The organism is Pseudoduganella sp. GW821-FHT05F09, from assembly GCF_059419605.1.
Window position 1 is genome coordinate 724095 of the sequence record NZ_JBWKSD010000003.1, and the last position, 19666, is coordinate 743760.

The 19666-nt window shown below is 68.8% G+C and carries 15 protein-coding genes; 1 reads left to right on the forward strand and 14 read right to left on the reverse strand.

Features of this window, described 5'->3' with window-relative positions; genetic code table 11:
• Positions 1–14 precede the first annotated feature (14 nt).
• The 14 genes from AC07S4_RS13165 to AC07S4_RS13230 all read right to left on the reverse strand — a co-directional run bounded on the left by AC07S4_RS13165 (position 15) and on the right by AC07S4_RS13230 (position 17836).
• Positions 15–2315, reverse strand: a complete 2301-nt coding sequence (locus AC07S4_RS13165) for a DUF7024 domain-containing protein (protein WP_494987072.1) — start codon at positions 2313–2315, stop codon at positions 15–17.
• Positions 2312–2734, reverse strand: coding sequence for a GtrA family protein (locus AC07S4_RS13170; protein WP_494987073.1), 423 nt, complete (start codon positions 2732–2734; stop codon positions 2312–2314). The genes AC07S4_RS13165 and AC07S4_RS13170 overlap by 4 nt, the downstream gene beginning before the upstream one ends.
• Complete coding sequence (locus tag AC07S4_RS13175; protein ID WP_494987074.1) at positions 2735–3619, reverse strand: WxcM-like domain-containing protein; 885 nt, start codon at positions 3617–3619, stop codon at positions 2735–2737. It lies immediately after the preceding gene.
• Between the two features lies 1 nt (position 3620).
• Positions 3621–4529 carry a GNAT family protein gene (locus AC07S4_RS13180; RefSeq protein WP_494987075.1) on the reverse strand — a complete coding sequence of 303 codons (909 nt, stop codon included), beginning with the start codon at positions 4527–4529 and terminating at the stop codon, positions 3621–3623.
• Positions 4526–5524 (reverse strand): glycosyltransferase family 2 protein, encoded by a 999-nt coding sequence (locus tag AC07S4_RS13185; RefSeq protein ID WP_494987076.1) that lies wholly within the window; start codon positions 5522–5524, stop codon positions 4526–4528. Before AC07S4_RS13185 ends, AC07S4_RS13180 begins: the two co-directional genes overlap by 4 nt.
• A gap of 14 nt (positions 5525–5538) precedes the next feature.
• Entirely contained in the window at positions 5539–6636 is a 1098-nt protein-coding gene (locus tag AC07S4_RS13190) for a DegT/DnrJ/EryC1/StrS family aminotransferase (protein ID WP_494987077.1), read from the reverse strand.
• Between the two features lie 64 nt (positions 6637–6700).
• Positions 6701–9724: a glycosyltransferase gene (locus tag AC07S4_RS13195; protein WP_494987078.1), complete on the reverse strand. Its 3024-nt coding sequence runs from the start codon at positions 9722–9724 to the stop codon at positions 6701–6703.
• A 5-nt stretch (positions 9725–9729) separates the two neighbouring features.
• A complete protein-coding gene (locus AC07S4_RS13200; RefSeq protein WP_494987079.1) occupies positions 9730–11319 on the reverse strand; it encodes an FkbM family methyltransferase in 1590 nt (529 codons plus the stop codon).
• Positions 11316–12545 (reverse strand): ABC transporter ATP-binding protein, encoded by a 1230-nt coding sequence (locus tag AC07S4_RS13205; RefSeq protein ID WP_494987080.1) that lies wholly within the window; start codon positions 12543–12545, stop codon positions 11316–11318. The genes AC07S4_RS13200 and AC07S4_RS13205 overlap by 4 nt, the downstream gene beginning before the upstream one ends.
• The gene (locus AC07S4_RS13210; protein WP_494987081.1) at positions 12545–13339 is read right to left on the reverse strand and encodes an ABC transporter permease; all 795 of its coding nucleotides are present in this window, start codon (positions 13337–13339) and stop codon (positions 12545–12547) included. The genes AC07S4_RS13205 and AC07S4_RS13210 overlap by 1 nt, the downstream gene beginning before the upstream one ends.
• 157 nt (positions 13340–13496) lie before the next feature.
• A complete protein-coding gene (locus AC07S4_RS13215; protein WP_494987082.1) occupies positions 13497–14240 on the reverse strand; it encodes a Crp/Fnr family transcriptional regulator in 744 nt (247 codons plus the stop codon).
• A 35-nt stretch (positions 14241–14275) separates the two neighbouring features.
• Positions 14276–14602 (reverse strand): VanZ family protein, encoded by a 327-nt coding sequence (locus tag AC07S4_RS13220; protein WP_494987083.1) that lies wholly within the window; start codon positions 14600–14602, stop codon positions 14276–14278.
• A 46-nt stretch (positions 14603–14648) separates the two neighbouring features.
• Positions 14649–15959 carry a tetratricopeptide repeat protein gene (locus tag AC07S4_RS13225; protein WP_494987084.1) on the reverse strand — a complete coding sequence of 437 codons (1311 nt, stop codon included), beginning with the start codon at positions 15957–15959 and terminating at the stop codon, positions 14649–14651.
• Complete coding sequence (locus AC07S4_RS13230; RefSeq protein ID WP_494987085.1) at positions 15956–17836, reverse strand: CHASE2 domain-containing protein; 1881 nt, start codon at positions 17834–17836, stop codon at positions 15956–15958. The genes AC07S4_RS13225 and AC07S4_RS13230 overlap by 4 nt, the downstream gene beginning before the upstream one ends.
• Positions 17837–18023: 187 nt before the next feature.
• Between AC07S4_RS13230 and AC07S4_RS13235 the strand changes: the two genes are divergently transcribed.
• Positions 18024–19499 carry a FecR family protein gene (locus AC07S4_RS13235; RefSeq protein WP_494987086.1) on the forward strand — a complete coding sequence of 492 codons (1476 nt, stop codon included), beginning with the start codon at positions 18024–18026 and terminating at the stop codon, positions 19497–19499.
• The last annotated feature ends 167 nt before the right edge of the window (positions 19500–19666 follow it).

Consider the following 19666-nt stretch of genomic DNA (forward strand, 5'->3'; position numbering starts at 1 on the left):
GCCGCTAATCCGTCCTAGGGCGTGATGCTGACCTGGATCAGGCCGACGCCGAGGCGGCGGGTGTCGCCGCCGCCGCCGAGCGATTGCGGCGACACCGGCTGTGGCGGCACCAGTTCCAGGCGGTCCGCGCTATCCGCGCCGAGGTCGAAGGGCAGGCGGTAGGTCTGCGGGCCGGGCTGCAACACCACGCTGTGGCTCTGCTTGCCGATCCGCACCGTCAGCGGCTGGCCGGCGTTGGGGCCGAAGGGCTGCAAGGTCAGGGCCAGCGTGAAGCGCTTGCTCAGCGGCTCGACGAAATCGATCTGCACAGCGGGGCCGGTCATGGCGTCCGACCAGCGTCCCCACGCTTCCGGCACGGACACGCCGCGCACCGCGGCCACGATCACCGGATACGCTTTGTCGCTGAAGCGGATGCCGTCGGCCAGCGCGGCCGGCGTGTTCAGCTTGCCGTTGGCGCCGCCGTACAGGGCCTGCAGGATTTGCCGCGCGCTCTTGCCCTGCACCGCCACCGGCGGCGTGGCCGGCGGCGGCACGCGGAAGAACAGCACCTGGCCGTCGGCCCGGACCAGCGCGGGCGGGGCGCCGGTCAGGGCCGTCAGGCTGGCGACCACGGCGGCGCCGTTGTCGGCGTAGCCGTTGCGGTTGAGATAGATGCCGGAAAAGCCCAGCTTGGCAATGGTGTCGAGCTGGCGCTCCATAGGCTGCTCGGACAGGTTGCGGAAGAAGCGGTCGCCTTCGCGCCCTTTCATGCCGCCATAGCTCCAATGCAGGTCCTTGGAATGCAGATAGCCGCGCATATGGTCGTACACCGACATCTGGTGCAGCTGAGGCACCTCGGGGAAAGCCATATAGGGCAGCTGGTAGACTGCCGCGCCCTTGGGCAGCGCCGCCTCGATGGCGCCGACGAAGTCCTGGTTTTGCTTGACCTCTTTTTCCACCAGGACGCGGCAGGCCGTGCACACGGCGCCGGACTGGTCCCACATGCCGAAGCCGGCCAGCGCGGCGCACAGCGCGGCCGAGCCCAGCGCAAGCCGACGACCCTGCAGGCGGCCGGCCAGCCAGCTTTGCAGCAGCAGCATCAGCCCGGCCAGCGCGCCAAAACCGAGGAACACGCTGATGCGGTTCCAGCCGCGTATCGACGAGGACACCGTGATGGAGAATAGTGAGCCCAGCCCGCCTATGGTGCCGAACAGGAACAGCACCACCACGATCAGCGCCAGCAGGCCCAGGCGGCGGCCGGGGCGGCGGCCGGCCGTGGCCGCCGCCGCCACGCACAGCATGGCCGCGAAGCCCAGCGCCCCCACCGCGCCCAGCGCGGCGGTGCTGTTTTCGTTGACCAGCGGCGTGCTGGCCTCGTAGCGTGCGGCCAGGCCGCTCAAGGTGCTGCTGCGGTGGCCGCCGCGCGGCAACAGCAGCTGCATCAGCTTGAAGCCATACACCTCGCCGTTGGCGATCTCGCGGTTGGCCACTTCGGGATTGGCGCCGTGCACGCGCTGGTAGGCCAGGTTGGGGGCGATATTGAGCGCCACGCCCAGCACCACAAAAGTGGAGGCGATCACGGCCGACTTGAACGGACGCCAGTCGCTGCGGCACAGGCCGGCGAAGGCGACCGTGGCGAACACCAGCACGCCGAACAGCGCGTAGTAGACGCCGAAGCTGGCCATCAGCATCAGGCCGGCGGCGCTCAGCAGCTTGGCCAGCGGACGGCTGGCCAGCTTGCCTTCAAACAGCTTGCCCTCGGCCATGCGCAGCGCCGCGTAGAAATACAGTGGCGCCACGAAATACCAGGTGTAGAACAGATGCGAGACGCGCATCATGTGGAAGGGCATGAAGGTGAACAGCAGCGCGCCGGCCGCCGCGTAGGGGCGCTCCAGGCGCAGCGCGCGCAGCACCACGAAGGCGCTGGCGAAGCACACGCCGAAGCCGCCCAGGTAGTACAGGTTGAACACGGTGGCGAAGTTGCCGTTGATCAGTCCGAGCAGTTTCATCAGCACCAGGCTGCCGACATCGGCGCCCGGATAGTCGTGGAAGTCGGAGCCGAAGGGGTAGCCGCTGTGCTCGTTGCTCAGGACCCAGCCTTCAATCACGCGTTTCATGAACCACGAATGGCTCAGGCCATCGCCGGTGTACCAGATGGGCAGGTTCAGATTGGGCAGCAGGCCCTGCGGCCAACCGAAGGTGATCAGGCTGGCCAGCACACAGCACAGCAGCGCGCCCGGCAGCCACCAGCGCCATTCGGCACGCGTGATGGCGCCCAGCGACTGGGGCGCCAGCAGCGCCGTGTCTGCGGCGCCGCTATGGTTATGGTTTTTCATTTAATTTCCGTTGTATTAATCGTCCCGGCGGCGACGCGGCGCGCGGACCAGGCCAGCACCAGTTTGCTGATCACATAGCTGAGCGGCACCATGCAGGCGGCCACCGCCAGCGGCGCCAGCTTGTGCGGCACCTTCAGCCATTCGACCAGCAGGCCGAGCAGGGCGGCCGAGATCAGGTATTGCACCGCGTACACCAGCGGGAAGGCCAGGAAGCCGGCCCAGGACAGCGGCACGCGGAACACCACCACCGCGTTGAACCAGTAGGAGAACACCACGCCGGCCGCGTAGGCCAGCAGATAGGCCAGCTGGTAGGGCAGGGCCAGCGCCAGCAGCAGGTAGAGCAGATAGCTGAAGCCGGTGTTGATGGCGCCGCCCACCAGGAAGCGCGCCCAGCGCGCCAGCATGGCTTGCCGGCTCACTCAGGCGCCCTGTTTGTCGTTGGCTTTGGCGCCGACCACGGCGGCGAACTCGTCGTAGTCGCGGATGTAGTCGGCCGCTTCGTAGTAGTCGGAGGTGAACACCAGCAGCACCGCGTCGCTCGAGTATTTGTACTGGATGCCCCAGGTCAGCGGCGGCAGGTAGATGCCCTGGTCGGGCGATTCGAGCAGCACTTCGCAGCGCGATGCGTTGTCGTCCACCACCACCGCGCAGCTGCCTTTGACGCAGATCAGGAACTGGTGGCATTTGTGGTGCGCATGCTCGCCGCGCGTCTTCTCGGTCGGCACGTTGTAGACCAGGAAGTAGCGCTTGGGCTCGAACGGAATCTCGCGCGCGAATTCGCCCACCGACAGGTCGCCGCGCGGGTCCTTGACGGCCTTGAAGCGGTGCAGCGTCACGCCGCCCACGCCCAGCGGCACGGTGGACTGGGTGGCCGGGAATTCGGCCTGGCGGTGCCAGTTCGGGCGCTCGGCCTGGGTCAGCGTTTCCACGTAGCCGACGATGCGCGCCGGCGAGCCGGACACGATGGCGTAGGGCGGCACGCTGTGGCTCACCACGGTGCCGGCCTCGACCACGGCGCCCTGGCCGACCTTGACGCCGGCGCAGATGGTGGCGCCGGCGCCGACCTTGCTGTGGGTGCCGAACACGGTGTGGCCGCTGGCCTCGTCGGGACGCTCCAGCGTCACGCCGGCGGCCAGCCGGGCGCCGGTTTCCAGGCGCACGCCCGGCCAGACCTGGGTGAAGCCGGCCACGGCGCTGCCGGCGGCCAGTTCGGCGCCGCCGTACACCACCACGTAGTCGCCCAGCTGGGCGCTGGCGTCGACCTGGGCGCCGTCGTGCACGACGGCGGAGGAGTTCTGTTGCATATTAGCCTCTGCTGTAGGTAGAGAAGATGTGGCTGCCGCGGCCGATACGGAAACCGACCTGCGAGCACACCTTGAGCACGGCGCGGTTGGTGGCCTGCGTGGTGATGAAGGCGGCGTCGAAACCGGCCGCGTGGAATTTCGCGCTCAGGCCGCAGATCATGCGCGCCGCCCAGCCCGGGCGCAGCGAGGCCAGCAGCGACATGCGGCCCAGCTGGCCCAAGCCCAGGCTGGCGGGGGAGGCCAGGTGGTTGGCGGTCAGGAAGGCGTCCGCCGGCCCCTCGGCCGGCACGATCACGTCGTCGGCAAAGCCGCGCACGGAATTTTCGGCGAAGGTGGCCAGCATGGCCTCGGCCTGCTGCGGCGTGAAAAAATCGTCCGCGTGGAAGCGGTCGTAGCGGTTCAGGGCGTTGACCGAGGTGGCGCGCAGCTCGGCGATGTCGGCCTCGGTGGCGCTGCGCACGGCGGCCATCTGTTCCGCCGTGTAGCGGCCCAGCTCGTCGCTGAAACCGGTCACGCGGGTTTCGATCAGGCGCCAGCCGGCGCCGCTCATGCCGGCGATGGCGGCGGTGTCCTCGGCCGGCACTTCGGTGAACAGGTAGCAGGCCGGCGACTGCGCCGCCAGATGGGCGCGCAGCGAGGCGAAGGCCTGTTCGAGCGCGCTGAACGGCGTGCCGGGCGCGGCCGAGGTGTAGTCGACGCGGTAGGTGGCGATGCCGAAGAAATTACTGTCCCAGGGCAGCTGGCGGTACACCAGGCGCACGCCGGGCGCGCCCTCGTGCACCTGGGCCTTGCCGGCGCCCACTTCGGCCTCCAGCTCGGCCAGCCATTCCGCGCCCAGCAGCTCGGGCGTGCGGCTCAGGAAGCTGAACTGCGAGTAAAAGCCGGTCTTGTCATTCAGGTGCAAACTCATGCGGACACTCCGGTGGGCGCGGCCGACGCGGCGGCGGCGCCCGCCACTGCCGTGCGCTGCGGCGCGGGATCGTGCGCCAGGCGCGCGGCCACCACGGCCAGCGGACGCTGCTTGCTGTTTTCGTAGCCGCGCCAGGCGTAGGTGCCCACCAGCCCCAGGCCCAGCAGGTTCAGCGTGCCGAACAGCAGCACCACCAGCATGGTGGCGGCATAGCCGGGCACTTCGATGGCGCCGCTCAGGCGCGCGGCGGCCACCAGCAGGCCCAGGCCGATCGACAGCATGGAACCGATGGCGCCCATGCGTATCAGCATGCGGATCGGATAGTCGGTGAAGGCGAAGATGCTGTCCATCATGTAGTCCAGCTTCTTGCTGAAGGTCCAGGCCGACTTGCCTTCCTGGCGCACCTGGCGCGCATAGGCCACCAGCTTGCGGCGGTAGCCCAGCCAGAAGATCAGCGCGATCAGCGAGGAGCGCGATTCCTCAAGCTGCAGCAGCTGGTCGCGGAATTGCCGGTTGCAGCCGAACACGTCCACGCCGCCCTCGGGCATGTCGTGCACTACCAGGCGGCGGTACATGCCCCAGAACAGGCCGGACGCCAGGCGCGAGCGCAGCGGGTCCTCGCGCGTGGTGCGGGTGCCGATGGCCACGTCGCACTCGTCGCGCTCCAGCGACTGGAAGAACTCCACCACCAGCTCGGGCGGCTCCTGCAGGTCGGCCGCCATCACCGCGTAGTAGTCGCCGCGCGCCGCTTGCAGGCCGGTGCGGATGCCGGGGAAGGAGCCGAAATTGCGCGAGTGCGCCAGCAGCTGGGCCGCGAAGGGCAGCGTGGGCAGGGCGTCGCGCAGCAGCGCGAAGGACTGGTCCGGGCTGCCGTCCACCACGAACACGGCTTCGAGCTGGCCGTCCAGCGCCTGGTTCATGCCTTGCACGGCGGCCAGCAGGCGCGGGATCGACTCCTCGTTCTTGTAGACCGGGATGACTACGGAAAACTTCATGCTGCCCATGCCGCTTATGCCTGCCAGCTGTTGACGGCGGCGATCACCGCGTCCACTTCGGCGTCGGTCATTTCCGGGTAGCACGGCAGCGTCAGGATTTCGCGCGCCAGCGTTTCGGTGTTGGCCAGCTTGACGCCGGCAAAGCGCGCGCCCAGCACCGGCTGCGCGTAGTCGGGAATCGGGTAGTGCACGTCGGAGCCGATGGCCTTGGCCTTCAGGTGCTCGCGCAGCGCGTCGCGGTCCGGGCTGCGCACCACGTACAGGTGGGCCACGGAGGCGGCGCCGGCGTCGGCCGGGGTCTGCACCTGCGCGTGCACGATGCCGGCGCGGTAGCGCGCGGCGATGTCGCGGCGGCGCGCGTTGGCCGCGTCCAGCAGCGGCAGGAATTCGCTCAGGATGGCCGCTTGCAGCTCGTCCAGGCGGCTGTTGCGCGCGGCCGGCAGTTCCACCTTGTACTTGGCGGTCCAGCCGTACTGGCGCAGCATGCCCACGGTGGCGGCCACGTCGGCGCGGCTGGTGACGACGGCGCCGCCGTCGCCCAGCGCGCCCAGGTTCTTGGTCGGGTAGAAGCTGAAGGTGGAGGCGTCGCCGAAAGTGCCCACGCGCTGGCCGTCCACGGTGGCGCCATGCGCCTGCGCGCAGTCTTCCAGCAGCGGCACGCCGCGCGCGGCGCACAGCGCCGCCATGGCCTTGATTTCCGGCAGCGCCAGGCCGTACAAGTGGGTCACCACCACCGCTTTCACGCCCGCGTCCAGCGCGCGCGTCACTTCGGCCAGGGTGGCGCCGCGGGTGTCCAGGTCCACGTCCATGAAGAAGGGTTCGGCGCCGGCGGCCAGCATGGCCAGCGTGGTGTACATGCCGGCGTTGGCCACGGTGGCCACGCGCTCGCCCGGCTGCACGCCCAGCGCCTTGAGCGCCAGTTCAATGGCGTCGGTGCCGTTGGCCAGGCTGACGCAGTGCGACGCGCCCAGCCAGGCGGCGAAGTCTTGCTCGAAGCGCTTCACTTCCGGGCCCAGCACCAGCCAGCCGCTGGCGATGACGCGGTCCATGGCGGCCTTGATCTGGGTTTGGTGCTGGGTCAAACGGGTCGAGAGGTTGTTAATTTGTTGCATGTCGGTTTCCAATTCAAGTCTGTGGAAGTGTGGGGCTAGGGCCGGCGCCGCGCCGGCCATCTTATCATTTGTTCATGTCGCCGGGCGTCCCGGCAGGCAGCGCGCGGTACCAGCGCTGGCCGACGATGGCGTCCAGCAACTGCTGCGCGCTTTGCTCCCAGTTCAGCCACGGCATGCCGGTCGAGGCCGGCGCGGTGCCGGCGCGCAGCAGGTCCAGCCACTGTTTCAGGGCGGCCGCCAGCGGCTTGGGCGCGCCGTCCTCGAAGTAGTGCGCATGGGTACCGCACACTTCGCGGAACACCGGGATGTCGCGCGCCAGGATGGGAATGCCGTGCTGGGCCGCTTCGATCAGCGGCAGGCCGAAGCCTTCGCCCTCGGAGGCGGCCAGCAGGCCGCTGCAGCTCTGGTACAGCTTGAGCAGCATTTCGTCGGACACGCCGGCCAGCCAGAACAGGCGCTGCTCGCATTCCGGATGCTTGCGCAGCAGCTTGGCCACCTTCTCGACCATCCAGCCTTCCTTGCCGACGATGATGAGGTTGGCGTCCACGCCGTCTTTCCACAGCCGGTCGAAGGCCGCCAGCGCCTGGCCGTGGCCCTTGCGCGGCTCCACCGTGCCCACCATCAGCACGCTGGGGCGGGCCGCCACGGCGGCGAACACGGTGTCGGCGTTGTCCGGCAGGCCGAAGCTCGGCTTGCTGGCGTCGATGTCGGCGCCGAGGTGGAAATAGCCCACCTGCAGCGGCGTGGCGCGCAGGTTTTCGCGCTGCGCCTTCCATTGCGCCAGCTCGTCGGCCACGGCGCGCGAGATGCACACCACGCCGTCCGAGGAGTGGGTGATGGCGTCCAGGTAGTGGCCGAAGTATTCCTCGGTGCCGAAGGGGAACCAGTGCGGATGCAGCATGGGCAGCACGTCGTAGATGACGAAATACACTTGCGTGCCGCGCTCGCGCATCTGCTGCAGCAGTTCGCGGTTTTGCGCGGTGCCGTTGGTAAACAGGTCGAGGCCGAGGAACAGGTCGCCGTGCCGCGCCTCGATGGGCGCGTCTTCCAGTTTCAGGTGCTCGCCCACGCCCACCATGTCCAGCGTGAAGCGGCGCGCGTAGCGGTAGGGCTGGTTGCCACCGCAGCCGTACACCGGCTCGATGCGGTAGCCGGCCGGCGGGTTCACCATCAGCGCGTGCAGCACGCTGCGCACCACGCGCTGGATGCCGGTCTTCAGGTCGGTGTCGGCCAGGGCCGAGATGTCGACGAAGAGCTGGCGCGGCGACGACGGCGGCTGGTTGAAGGCGATCGCGTGCGCCGCCTGCAGCAGCTCGTCCTTGCCGGGCAGGGCCTTGGTATCGGTGCCGGCGGCGCCAGCATCAATGGCGCCCAGCGCGCCCAGCAGCTTGCGGTAGTGCTGGCGCGGATGGTGCTGCGCATAGTGCTCGATGGCCTCGCGGTACAGCGGGCCGGCGTGGCTGGGCGTATGGTGGGTGCGCGTGTGGCTGGCCGCCGCGCGGCTCAGGCTGGCGCGCAGGGCGGCGTCGCCGTGCAGGCGCGCCAGCGCGTCGCTCAGTTCGCTTACGGCGAACTGGTCCGGCAGCTTGACCAGCACCTCGTCCGGCAGGTCCACCGCCGCGCCGTGCGCGTTGATGATGGTGGGCGCGCCGTACAGCAGGCAGTCCAGGATGGCGGCCGAGGTTTCGCCGCGCGTCATGCTGCGCAGCTGCACCGCGATGTCGGCCGCCGCCGCGTAGCTGGCGTACAGCTCGGGCGTGACGAAGCCGGTGATGGCGATGCGCTCGGCCAGGCCGCTGGCGGCGATCTTGGCGTCCACCGCCTGGCCGTATTCGAAGACATTGTTCTCGCCCACGAACACCAGGCGGCAGTGCGGGTCCTGCGCCAGCGGCGAGGCCAGGAAGGCGTCGATCAGTTCGTCGTTCAGCTTGGTCGCGCCCATCATGCCGAAGGTGCACACGATAAAGTCGTCCTCGGCCAGGCCCAGGCGTTCGCGCGCGGCGGCGCGGCTGTATTCCTGCTCCAGGCCGCCCAGCGGCACGCGCGGCAGCGGCAGCACGCGCCAGCCTTCGGCGGCGCCGGGGCCGTACCATTGCTCGGCCAGGGCGGCCGCGTAGGGCGAGTGCACGATGATGCCGGCCGCGTGGTCCAGCACCGCCTTGTTGGCCGGATAGGCCCAGATGGTGTCGTTGCGGCTGGTTTGCTCCTGGCGCAGCAGCGCGCCGTAGCCGTGCGAGTCGTACAGCGCCTGGTAGAAGGCGCCGGCGCGGTAGCCGCCGCGCTCGATCTGGTCCACCACGCCGGACAGGAAGAAGTCATGCAGCACCACCACGCCGGGATGGCGCTGCAGCAGCTCGAACATATAGCGGTGCATGTGGTTGTTGCCGAAGTGGTAGACGATGCGGTCGAACTCGTGCGCGTGCCGCTCGAACCAGGCCACGTCGCGCAGCGGGAATTCGCCCTGCAGCAGGCCGGGTTCTATGCTGGCCTGCTCGGCCACGATGTCGATCTCGTACCACTGCGCCAGTTCGTTGACCACGCTGACGCTGTAGTCGGCGATGCCGGATTTTTCCGGCGGCAGCGGCGACAGATAGGCCAGGCGCGGGCGGGCGGGCGGAGCGGATTTCGTGGCCGTGTCCGCAGCGGCGCGCGCTGCTTCGAACTGGCGCCACAGCGCCAGCGCTGCCGCCTCCGGCGCGCCGGATGGCAAGGCGCCGCCCAGTTGCAGCGGCGCCTTGCCGGCGGCGCCATCGGCCTCGGTCTCGGCGCCGCCGGGTGCGTACACCAGGTCGGCGCCCAGCGCCTGCAGGAAATTGCCGCGCACCAGCGCGGCCGCTTCGGCCTGCCATGCGCTGCGCGGGCTGCCGGCATCGACGGCGGGCAGGCTGTAGCTGCGGATGCGGCCGGCCGGCACGCTGCCGCCCAGCGCGTGGCGCAGGGTTTCCTGGCCGGGCGCCTGCGCATGCAGCGCCACCCAGAGTTCGTGCTGGCCGGCGCTGGCGGCCAGCGCCTGCACCAGTGCGGTGGTGGCGGCGCAGTTGCCGCGGCTGCCATGCTGGCAGGCTTGAAGATCGATAACGAGGCGCATGGGGTTCAGTTGTTGGAGTGGCGGATGGCCTGGCCGAGATCGGCCAGCACGGCGCGTACCGACAGCGGCAGGCCGGCCAGTTCGGCGGACACGGCCGGCGTCACGGGCGCAGCGGCCGGCTCGGCGGATGCGGCCGCGCCGGGCGGGTGCGCGCTCGGCATGGGCGGCATGGGCGGCATGGCCGGGATAGCCGGCGGTGCCGGCGGCGCGGGCGGGCGCAGGGTGGCCAGCACGCGCTCGGCCAGGCGCGGGAAGCGCCACACCAGCGGCAGCAGCAGGCGGCGCATGCCTTCGCTGCGCTTCATGCGTTCGATCACGCTGCGCAGCGCCGGGCGCAGCGCGCGTTTCAGGCGTCCGCCCTGGATCTGCAGCACCCCCGCCGGCATGCCGAAGCGCCAGCGCCAGCTGCGTTCCATGGCCTGTGCGTGCTGCTGCAGTTGGGCCAGCTGCATGTGCAGCGCGATGGCGGCCGCTTGCTGCGCGGCGTACTGTTGCGCGGCCTGTTCGGCGGCTTGGGTCAGCAGGCCCTGCAGGCGCAGGATTTCCTGGCCGGCATGGTGCGAGGCGACTTCGAAATGGTGGGCGCGCGCGCTTGCTTCGGCGGCTGCGTCGATCGCCCGCAATGAGGCGGCAACGGCGGCGTCGGCGCGCTGGGCGGACTGCGCCGCCTGCTCGCCGGCCAGCGCCAGTGCCTGGTTGACGCTGGCGATGGCGGTGTCGGCCCGCCACACCGCCTCGTCGGCGCGGGCGATGGCTTGTTCGGCCTGCTGGTGGGCGCGCGCCGTCTGTTCCTGCGCCACGCGCAGTTCGGCGTGCGCCGCTTCGCTCAGCTGCGCGTTCTCGGCGGCGCTGGCCTGGGCTTGCTGGGCCAGCAGGCCCAGCTCCTCCTGGCGCTTCCAGGCCTTGTCCAGGTGGTGGCTGATGAAGCCGTCGAACACATTGGCCTGGATGTTGAGCACGTCCAGCAGTTCGGCATGCTCGTCGGCCACGTAGTAGCGGTTCAGGCCGTCGAAATAGGCGTAGCGGTAGCCGGCCCCGGTCACCAGGTGTTCCCAGGTGCCGTGGTTGGTCTCGCGGCTGTTGGGCATGGTGGCCTCGATGGCCAGCACCCACGGGCGCCAGCGCTTGAAATCCATGCCGCGCAGCACTTCGCCCTCGAAGCCTTCCACGTCGATCTTCAGGAAGTGGATGTCGCCGCGCACATGCTCGGCGCAGATGTCGCTCAGCGTGCGCAGCGGCACGGTCACTTCCTGCACCGCCACGCCGTCCTTGCGGTGCGCCTCGGCCACCGCGCTGTCGGTGGAGGCCCAGCCGTTGATGTCCGGCGTGTCGTACAGCGTGATCTGGCCCGCTTGCGCGCCCACCGCCACCGCCAGGTTGATGTCGCGCGGACGCGCCGCGACGAACTGGGCCTGGTAGGACGGCATCGGTTCGATGTTGATGCCCCACCAGCCGGCGTCGTAAAAGGCCTTGGTGACCGAGTGCAGCTCGGGGTCGTTGGCGCCGGCGTCGATGTAGAAGCCGTTCTTGATGTGGCCGAGCGCGCGCCACAGCAGCACGTCTTCGAAGTTCTGGGCGTAGGTCAGAAAGGTCATGGGCGGCTGATCGTTATGGTCGGGTCTATCCAGGCCGTGCCCTCGAAGTGGGGGCGGCGCATATTCATCACGGTAAATACCAGCGCCAGGTCGCGCCATTCGTAGTTGTTGACCAGATGGGTGTCGGTGCTGACGATGGCGGTGGCCACGGAATACGTGCCCGGCCCCAAATTCATCGGGAAGCGGAACTCGAACACCACGGTCTCGCCGGGCGCGACGTTGTCCAGCGCCATCTCTTTCAGGTGGGTGTTGGTGCCGTACATGCACTGGCCCAGCCTGTCCTTGATCATATAGCCCAGCACCATGCGCGGGATGGCGTCGCGCGCGCGCACCGTCACGCGCAGCGCGCAGTCGGCGCCCACGTCGACCACTTCGACCGGCTGGCCCTGCGCGTCCAGCAGCGCGATCTCGGCCACGCTGGCCTCGCCGGTGCCGGAAATGGTCTGCACCTTGCCGTCGGCGCGCTCGGCCAGGCGCAGCGTGCCGCCGGCGTTCTCGCGTTCGGCGATCATGGCGTTGTAATAGTCCATGATTTCCTCCGGCGGCCCGCTGCGGGCCAGGCGGCCGGCGTCGAGCAGGATGGCGCGGTCGCACACCGACTGGATGGCCTGCTTGTCGTGCGACACCAGCAGCAGCGTGGTGCCCTGGCGGCGGTACTGGCGGATGCGCTCGAAGCTCTTGTGCTGGAAATAGGTGTCGCCCACCGACAGCGCCTCGTCGACGATGAGGATGTCGGGCCGGCGCGCGGTGGCCACGGAAAAGGCCACGCGCATCTGCATGCCGCTGGAGTACACCCGCACCGGCTGGTCCATATAGTCGCCGATCTCGGCGAAGGCCTCGATGTCGGGCATCAGCGCGGTGATCTCGGCCACCGTCATGCCGATCAGCTGGCCGGCCATGTAGACGTTCTGGCGGCCGGTGAAGTCGGGATGGAAGCCCATGCCCAGCTCCAGCAGCGCCGCTACGCGGCCCTGCATGGCCACGCCGCCCGTGGTGGGCTGGGTGGTGCCGGTGATCAGCTTGAGCAGCGTGCTCTTGCCGGCGCCGTTGATGCCGATCAGGCCCACGGCCTCGCCGGGCGCGACGTGGAAATTAATGTCCTGCAGGATCCACTTGAGCTTGTGGCGCACGCCGCGGAAGGGCAGCAGCCACTCGCCCAGGCGCGACCAGCGCGTGGGATATTGTTTGTAGGCCTTGCCCAGGTTGCTGACTGTTATCGAGCCCATCAGAGTTCATCCACCATTTCACCCGCGCGCTTGCGGAACAATTTCATGCCGAGCAGGCACAGCGCCAGCGCCAGCGCCAGCGCCGGCAGCATGCTGGCCCAGTCCGGCGCCTGGCCCGCCACCAGGATGGTCTGGCAGGCCTGGATCACGGCCGCCATCGGGTTCCAGGCCAGCAGGCCGCGCACCTCGGCCGGCAAAATGCTGGCCGGGTAGACGATGGGCGTGAACCAGAACCAGAACTGGATAAAGATGGTGAAGAACTGGCCCACGTCGCGGAAGAACACATTGAGCACGCCCAGCACCAGGCCCAGGCCGATGGCCAGCATGACCAGCAGCAGCAGCACCGGTATCAGCAGCAGGAAGACGGCGCCCGGGAACTGGCCCGACAGCAGCAGGAAGGCGGTGAACAGGCCGAAGATAATGCCGAAGTTGACCAGCGCGTTGAGCACCACGATGACGGGCAGGCTGGTGCGCGGGAAGCTGATTTTCTTGAGCAGGTTGGCCTGCTCCAGGAACATGTTCTGGGCGCGCGTGACGATTTCCGAGAACAGCCCCCAGGCCAGCACGCCGGCGCACAGGTAGATGCTGTAGCCGTACTCGGTGCTGTTGCCCGGCAGCTTGCTCTGCATCACTTGCGAGAAGATCAGCGTGTACACCAGTATCATGGCCAGCGGGCTGAGCACGGTCCAGGCCGCGCCCAGCATGGTGTTGCGGTATTTGGACTGGAACTCGCGCCGGACACTGCCCAGCACAAAGCCGCGGTAGGACCACAGGGCGCGCAACATCAAACTCATGCCGCCCTCCGGCCGGGACGGGCAATAATTAGCATCATCGTGAATTGGGCCGCGCTGCGCGGACGGCAGGGCGGCGGGGATTGGTCAAGAGCGGCATTATAGCCTACCGTCCCAAGCCCCTTGCTACAGTTGTAACACGTTGTCACAAAGAAAGGAGCTAGCTCTGCACCAGCTTTTGCAGCGCCTCGGGGTTTTTGATCACCAGCCGGTGCGGCTCTTTCTGGACGATGCCCTGCTGCACCAGCGTGAGCAGCGCCCGGGTGACGGTCTCGCGGCTGGTGTTGATCATATTGGCAATATCCTGGTGGGTGGGCAGGTTTTCCACCACCGTGCCGTCGGGCTGCTTCTTCTGCATCAGCACCAGGTAGGTGTAGATGCGCTTGGCCGTGTTGTTGATGCTGAGCAGGGCGCGGAATTCGGAGTCGCGCTGGATTTTCTGTGCCAGGTGCTGCAGCATCTGGCGCGCCACGGACGGCGAATGCGAAAACAGGTGCATGGCGGTGGGGGCCGGCAGGAAGGCCACCAGCGCGTCCGTCATGGCCACCACCGAGGCCGAGCGGGTGGTGTTGTTGATCAGGGCGATTTCGCCGAAGAAGTCGCCCGGCACCAGGATGCGCAGGCCGATGGCGCGGCCATCCTCGGTAATGTCGACCACCTGCAGCTGGCCGGCCAGCAGGAACATCAGCCCGTCGCCATGGCCGCCCTTGTGCAGCACCACGTCGCGCTTGTTGTACTGGCGCACGCGCAGATCCGCCTTCACGCGGATGATCTCCTCGTCGGACAGTTCGGCCAGCAGCGGAATCTTGCGCAGGTGGATCTGCAAATTGCGCTCGGTCGGCGCCGCTTCCGTGCCCGGGGCGGGCTGCGGCGGCGTACTGGCGGGCGGGCTGGTGGTATTCATGCGTTTCGTTCAGTGGGTGACAGCGTCATTCTAGCTCAGATGGAGGCGAAGGCCGCCGCGCACAAGGCCCCCGCCGCCACGCCGGCCGCATTGGCGGCCATGTCGCGCCACGAGAAGCCGCGCCCCGGCACCAGCTGCTGCAGGCATTCGATCAGCCAGCCGGCCAGCAGCAGGCCCGCCAGCCACAGCGCCGCGCTGGCGGGCGGCGCGATGCGCACCGCCAGCAGGGCCAGCCCGGCATAGGCGCCGAAATGCATCAGCTTGTCGTTCGGCAAGCGCGACGGCAGCCACTGGTTGGGCACCAGGCAGCCCGCCACCAGGGCCAGGCTGAAGCCGATAAAAACCGCCATTTCCCACATCATGCGCTTATCCGTTTCACTACGCGCTGCGCGCGCGCCGGTGAACCATTCACAGACCCTGCCACTGCCAGCTCAATTGCAATTGGCGGTTATTGTACTGAAAGATGGGAATATTTTCCTTGTTGATGACTTGCCGCACTTCCAGGATCAGGTTTTGCTGGCGCGTGACCGGATAGGTGAGCGCGGCGCGCAGCGTGTGCGTGTCCTGCGTGCGCACCTGGTCGATCACGCCCGGCGCATAGGGCGCGCTGCCGCGCCAGTGCTGCAGCGTGTAGCCGGCCTCGGCGGTGAGCCCGGCGCCGTACTTGCGCTGCCAGTTCAGGGCGGCGTTGGCGCCGTGGCGGTCGCCGCCGGGGCGCGCGCCGGTGGCGCGGTCGGTCGCCGCGCCGATGCTGGCGCTGAACACGCTGTCGTTCTTGCGGCGGCTGAACTGGGCGCGCAGCTCGCCGGTGTTGGCGTCGAAGGTGTCCAGCGTCACGTAGCTGTTGCGCCCCACGCTGCCCTGCAGGTGCAGCGTGAAGCCGTAGGGCAGCTTGAGCGGCGGCCCCACGCGCGCCAGCAGCTGGTACTGGCGCTGGTAGAACTCGCCGCCCAGCGAGATGAAGCCGGCCAGCACGGTGCTGCGCAGGGTCCAGCCGTCCCAGCGCCACAGCGTTTCGGCGCCGGCGAACAGGGCGCCGCTGTCGTACTGGCGCAGGGTGTCGTTGCGGCGCTGCTGGAACTGGACGAAGCCGACGGTGCCGTTCGGCGTCAGGTCGCGCATATAGTCGCCCGACAGCATGGTGTACTGGTCGTGCTGCGGCTGGAACTCGGGCGACAGCGTGTACTCCGGACTGAGCACCCGGGTCGAGCCCTGGTTGACGTTCTGGTCGATGCCGCGCGAGACGGTCAGGCTGTATTGGCTGAGCGGGGTCCACTGCTCGCAGCCGATGGCGCGCGCTTCGCGTATCAGCTCGACGATGCCGGGCGGCGGCGCGAAGCGCTCCTCGATGGTGCGGAACATGCGCTCGGCCTCGTCCGGGCGGCCCAGGCTGCACTGGATCAGCGCCAGGTCCAGCCAGGCGCCGGCATGCTGCGGCTCCTGCTCGATCACGCGCCGCAGCGCCTGGTTGGCGTCCTGCTTGCGGCCCTCGGCGATGGATTGCAGCGCGTCCTCGTAGAGCTGTTTGGTCACGGCCGGCACCGGCGGCAGCTGCTCCGGCGCCGGGGCCGGCACGGGCGGCGTTTCCGCCGCAGCGGCGGACGGGCTGGCCGGCGCAGCCGATTCCGCGCCGGGCTGGTCTTGCTGCTGCTGTGCCGTGGCGGCGCCGCAGGCCAGCAGCAGCGCCAGCGCGGCCAGGGTGGAAGCCGGGCGCCTCATGCGGGCTGCTCCTCGGCGGCCGGCAAGGCGGCGTGGGTCATGGCGGGTTCAAGGGTGTACAAGATGGTGGTTTTTTCTTTCCCGCGCAGTACGCGTTCTCCCAGCAGCAGGAAGCGGTGGCGGCGCGCCTGCGCCACGGTGCCGGCGCCGATGATAATGTCGTGCGGCAGGTCGCGCGCGGCCTGCTCCAGGCGCGAGGCGGTGTTCACGCTGTCGCCCACCGCTGTATAGATGCTGCGCGAGCCGGTGCCGAAGTCGCCCGCGAAGGCGGTGCCGCTGTCGATGCCGATGCGCACCCGCAGCGGCGCAAAGCCGTGGAGCGCGCGCTGCCGGTTGTATTGCTGGACGCGCTCGACGATGTCGGCCGCCGCGTCCAGCGCCAGGTCGGCATGCTCGGCATTGGGCAGCGGCGCGCCCCAGAACGCCACCAGGCCGTCGCCGGTGTATTTGTCCAGCGTGCCGCCCTGGGCCATGACCGGGCCGGTCAGGCATTCCAGGAATTCGCGCGTGAGCTGCGCGGCGGCGGCCACCGGCAGCGCCTCGACGTGGGTGGTGTAGCCTTCCATGTCGGCGATCAGGGTGGTCACTTCGCGCTGGGCCGGCGCCAGCGGGTCTTTGATGTCGCTGCGCAGCAGCTCGGTCACCACTTCCGGCGCCACGTACTGGCGCAGCGTGTCGAGCAGGTGGCGCGATTTGCGCTGCGTGAGCTGCCAGTGGTAGGGCACGGCCACCGCCAGCAGGAACAGGGTGCAGGCCAGCGGGCCGGTGGTGGAGAAATGGGGATCGTGCGGGCTCATGGCATAGGCCAGCGCCAGCCAGGCCGCGCTCAGCGCGGCGAGCACGCCCACGCCCAGCGCGGCCGGCACGCGCGGCAGCGCCCACAGCGCCAGCAGCACGCAGGCGGCGCCGTACAGGCTGCCGATCCAGCGGCCCGGCCACGGCGCGGGCGCCGTGCCTTGCTGCAGGTCGAGCAGGGTGGACAGCATGGCGGCCTGCACCCCCAGGCCGGGGCGGTTGGCCGCCAGCGGCGTGGCCACGCGGTCGCTCAGCCCCAGCGAGGACGAGCCCACCAGCACCAGGCGGCCGGCCGCGCTGGCCGGGTCGATGCGCTGGGCCAGCACGTCGCTGGCCTGCACCAGGGTGTAGGCGCTCCAGTCGCGCTTGTAGGCGATGCGCTGCGGGCTGGCCGGCAGCGCGGCCAGGCCGCCGCCGCAGCAGTCGATCAGCGCCAGGCTCAGCGCCGGATAGCGCGCGCCTTGGTAGCTGGTGAGCAGGGGCAGGCGGCGCAGGGCGCCGTCCGGGTCCGGAATGAAGCCGATATTGCCGACGTTGGGCGCGCCGGCCCAGGCGGCCTGGTTGGCGATATAGCCGGTGGCCGGCGCGGCTTCGCCGGCGCGCGCGGTGGCGCCGCTCAGCCGGCCTTCGCGCAGCGCATAGGGCCGGCTTTGCGCATAGTCGAAAGCCTGCGCCAGCACCACCGGCGCGTGCCGGGCCAGCATGCCGAGGCGGGTGTCGCCGTCGGCGTCGGCCGCGTTGGGCAGCACGATGTCGAGCGCCACGCCGCGTGCGCCGTAGGTGGTCAGCAGGATTTCCACCAGGTCGGCCAGGCGCGCGCGCGGCCAGGGCCACGGACCCAGCTCGGCCATACTGGCCTCGTCGATGTCGACCACCAGCACGCGCGGCTCGGGCGCGTCCGTGCTTTGCCAGCGCAGGTAGCGGTCGCGCAGCCACTCGTCGGCGAACAGCGAGGCGCCCGGCGGCGCCAGCCATTGCGTGCCCAACGCCAGCATGAGTCCGGCAGCGGCTATCAGCGCGCGCGGCAGCCAGGCCGGCAAGGGCGGCAGGCGCCGTGACCAGGATGTCGTCGAAGATGTCAAAGGGGCTGCGGTGGGGTGAAGGTCAATCCGTTAGTATAACGCCTAGCCCTGTGGAAAGGCGAGTGGGGCTGCCTATGCTACAAAGTGTAACGTTTCGCGCAGTTGGCGGGCTTTTCCATGAGAATGTGACGGCTATCACGGCAACTTGCGTGCTGTGCCGGATAATAAGATGGAAAAGGGGAATATCATGTTACGTCATCTCGTGGCCGCTGCCGGCCTTGCACTACTCTCCCACGGCGCCTACGCGGCAGTCGCGGGCAAAATCGTCTATGTGACGGGCAGCGCGCAGGTGGCGCAGCAGGCCGCCGCGCTGGACGGTGCGGTGCAGGAAGGCGATATGCTGACCACCGGCGCCGACGGCTACCTCTATATCAAAACGGTGGACAACGGCCTGTTTATTCTGCGCCCGTCCAGCCAGGCCCGCATCGTCGCCTATTATATAGACGAGAAACAGCCGTCCAACAACCGCATCAAGCTGGAACTGCTGAACGGGGTGGCGCGCAGCCGCTCCGGCGACGCGGTCAAGAAGGCGCGCCAGAACTTCCGCTTCAATACGCCAGTGGCCGCCATCGGCGTGCGCGGCACCGACTTTACCGTCTTCACCGACCACGACACCACCCGCGTGACCGTCAACTCCGGCGGCATTGCGCTGAGCGGCTTTGGCGGCGCCTGCAGTCCGGAAGGCCTGGGTCCCTGCGAAGGCCAGGCCACACGCGACCTGTTCGCCGCGCAAAAGGGCAATCTGCTGCAGATCCGCCGCGGCCAGGCCGCGCCGCAATTGCTGCCGGAAACCAACACCCTGGCGCCGGACGCCGTGGCGCCGCCGCGCCCGGACGAGCCGGGCAAGCACGCCGGCCCTTCCGGCGGCGCCAGCCTGCCGCCGCAGCCTAATCTGGATGTGCAGAAGAGCGCCAGCCTGCAGCAGCAGATCGCCACCAACGGCAGCGGTACAAAAAACGACCCACCTTTGGTTACGGTGCCGCCGGTGACCGAGATTACGCCGCCGGCCGTCACTCCGCCGGTCGTGGTCGAACCTCCGGTTGTGCAGCCGCCGGTGGTCGGGCCGCCGGTGGAGCCGCCGGTGGTGACGCCGCCCGTGGTGACGCCGCCCGTGGTGGTTCCGCCGGTGCCTGAGCGCCAGATCGTCTGGGGGCGCTGGCAGCCGCTGCTGGACAAGGAGCGCCAGCTGGACCTGGTTGCGGAACTGAAGAAGGGCAATACGCTGATTGCGCAGAATCCAGACTTCGTTCTGCTGCGTACCGAGGGGCAGTCCTATCCGGTGCCGGAGCGCGGCGGGATCAGTTTCGCCCTCAAGCAGGGGGAAGCGTTCATTCATCATGACAACGCGGCCTTGCCTACTCTGGCGGCGACGCTGGAGAACGGCGCGTTGAGTTTTAATTTCGACAAGCGCACCTTCGCTACCAACTTCGACCTGGTCAACGGGGAGGAGCGCCTGCTGATGCAGTCCACGGGCAAGGTGGCCGACGACGGACGTTTTGTCGGGGACGCTTTGTACATCCAGCCCAATAATATGTCCGTCAGCGGCTTGCTCAGTACCGAAAATGGCGGCACCGCGGCGTACTTGTTCCAGCGCCGCATGGCCGGGCGCACGATCTACGGCGGCACGAGCTGGACTGCGCAGCCGGCTACCGCCACGAAATAAGCCCCTGTAGCCCTGTATACACGAACAGCCCGCCTCTGGCGGGCTGTTTTTTTTCGCCTGTCCAGTGTGTGATGCGCGCGTACAACAGTTCTGTGTGCGACAAAATTTTTACAATTACTTACTATTTCATCTGTGGCGCTTTCGGTGCGATGCCTTTTTGCAATCTT

Coding starts and splice junctions, on each gene's coding strand:
- AC07S4_RS13165 (WP_494987072.1), bottom strand. CDS start 2,315: ATGAAAAACCATAACCATAGCGGCGCCGCAGACACGGCGCTGCTGGCG.
- AC07S4_RS13175 (WP_494987074.1), bottom strand. CDS start 3,619: ATGCAACAGAACTCCTCCGCCGTCGTGCACGACGGCGCCCAGGTCGAC.
- AC07S4_RS13180 (WP_494987075.1), bottom strand. CDS start 4,529: ATGAGTTTGCACCTGAATGACAAGACCGGCTTTTACTCGCAGTTCAGC.
- AC07S4_RS13185 (WP_494987076.1), bottom strand. CDS start 5,524: ATGAAGTTTTCCGTAGTCATCCCGGTCTACAAGAACGAGGAGTCGATC.
- AC07S4_RS13190 (WP_494987077.1), bottom strand. CDS start 6,636: ATGCAACAAATTAACAACCTCTCGACCCGTTTGACCCAGCACCAAACC.
- AC07S4_RS13195 (WP_494987078.1), bottom strand. CDS start 9,724: ATGCGCCTCGTTATCGATCTTCAAGCCTGCCAGCATGGCAGCCGCGGC.
- AC07S4_RS13200 (WP_494987079.1), bottom strand. CDS start 11,319: ATGACCTTTCTGACCTACGCCCAGAACTTCGAAGACGTGCTGCTGTGG.
- AC07S4_RS13205 (WP_494987080.1), bottom strand. CDS start 12,545: ATGGGCTCGATAACAGTCAGCAACCTGGGCAAGGCCTACAAACAATAT.
- AC07S4_RS13210 (WP_494987081.1), bottom strand. CDS start 13,339: ATGAGTTTGATGTTGCGCGCCCTGTGGTCCTACCGCGGCTTTGTGCTG.
- AC07S4_RS13215 (WP_494987082.1), bottom strand. CDS start 14,240: ATGAATACCACCAGCCCGCCCGCCAGTACGCCGCCGCAGCCCGCCCCG.
- AC07S4_RS13220 (WP_494987083.1), bottom strand. CDS start 14,602: ATGATGTGGGAAATGGCGGTTTTTATCGGCTTCAGCCTGGCCCTGGTG.
- AC07S4_RS13225 (WP_494987084.1), bottom strand. CDS start 15,959: ATGAGGCGCCCGGCTTCCACCCTGGCCGCGCTGGCGCTGCTGCTGGCC.
- AC07S4_RS13235 (WP_494987086.1), top strand. CDS start 18,024: ATGTTACGTCATCTCGTGGCCGCTGCCGGCCTTGCACTACTCTCCCAC.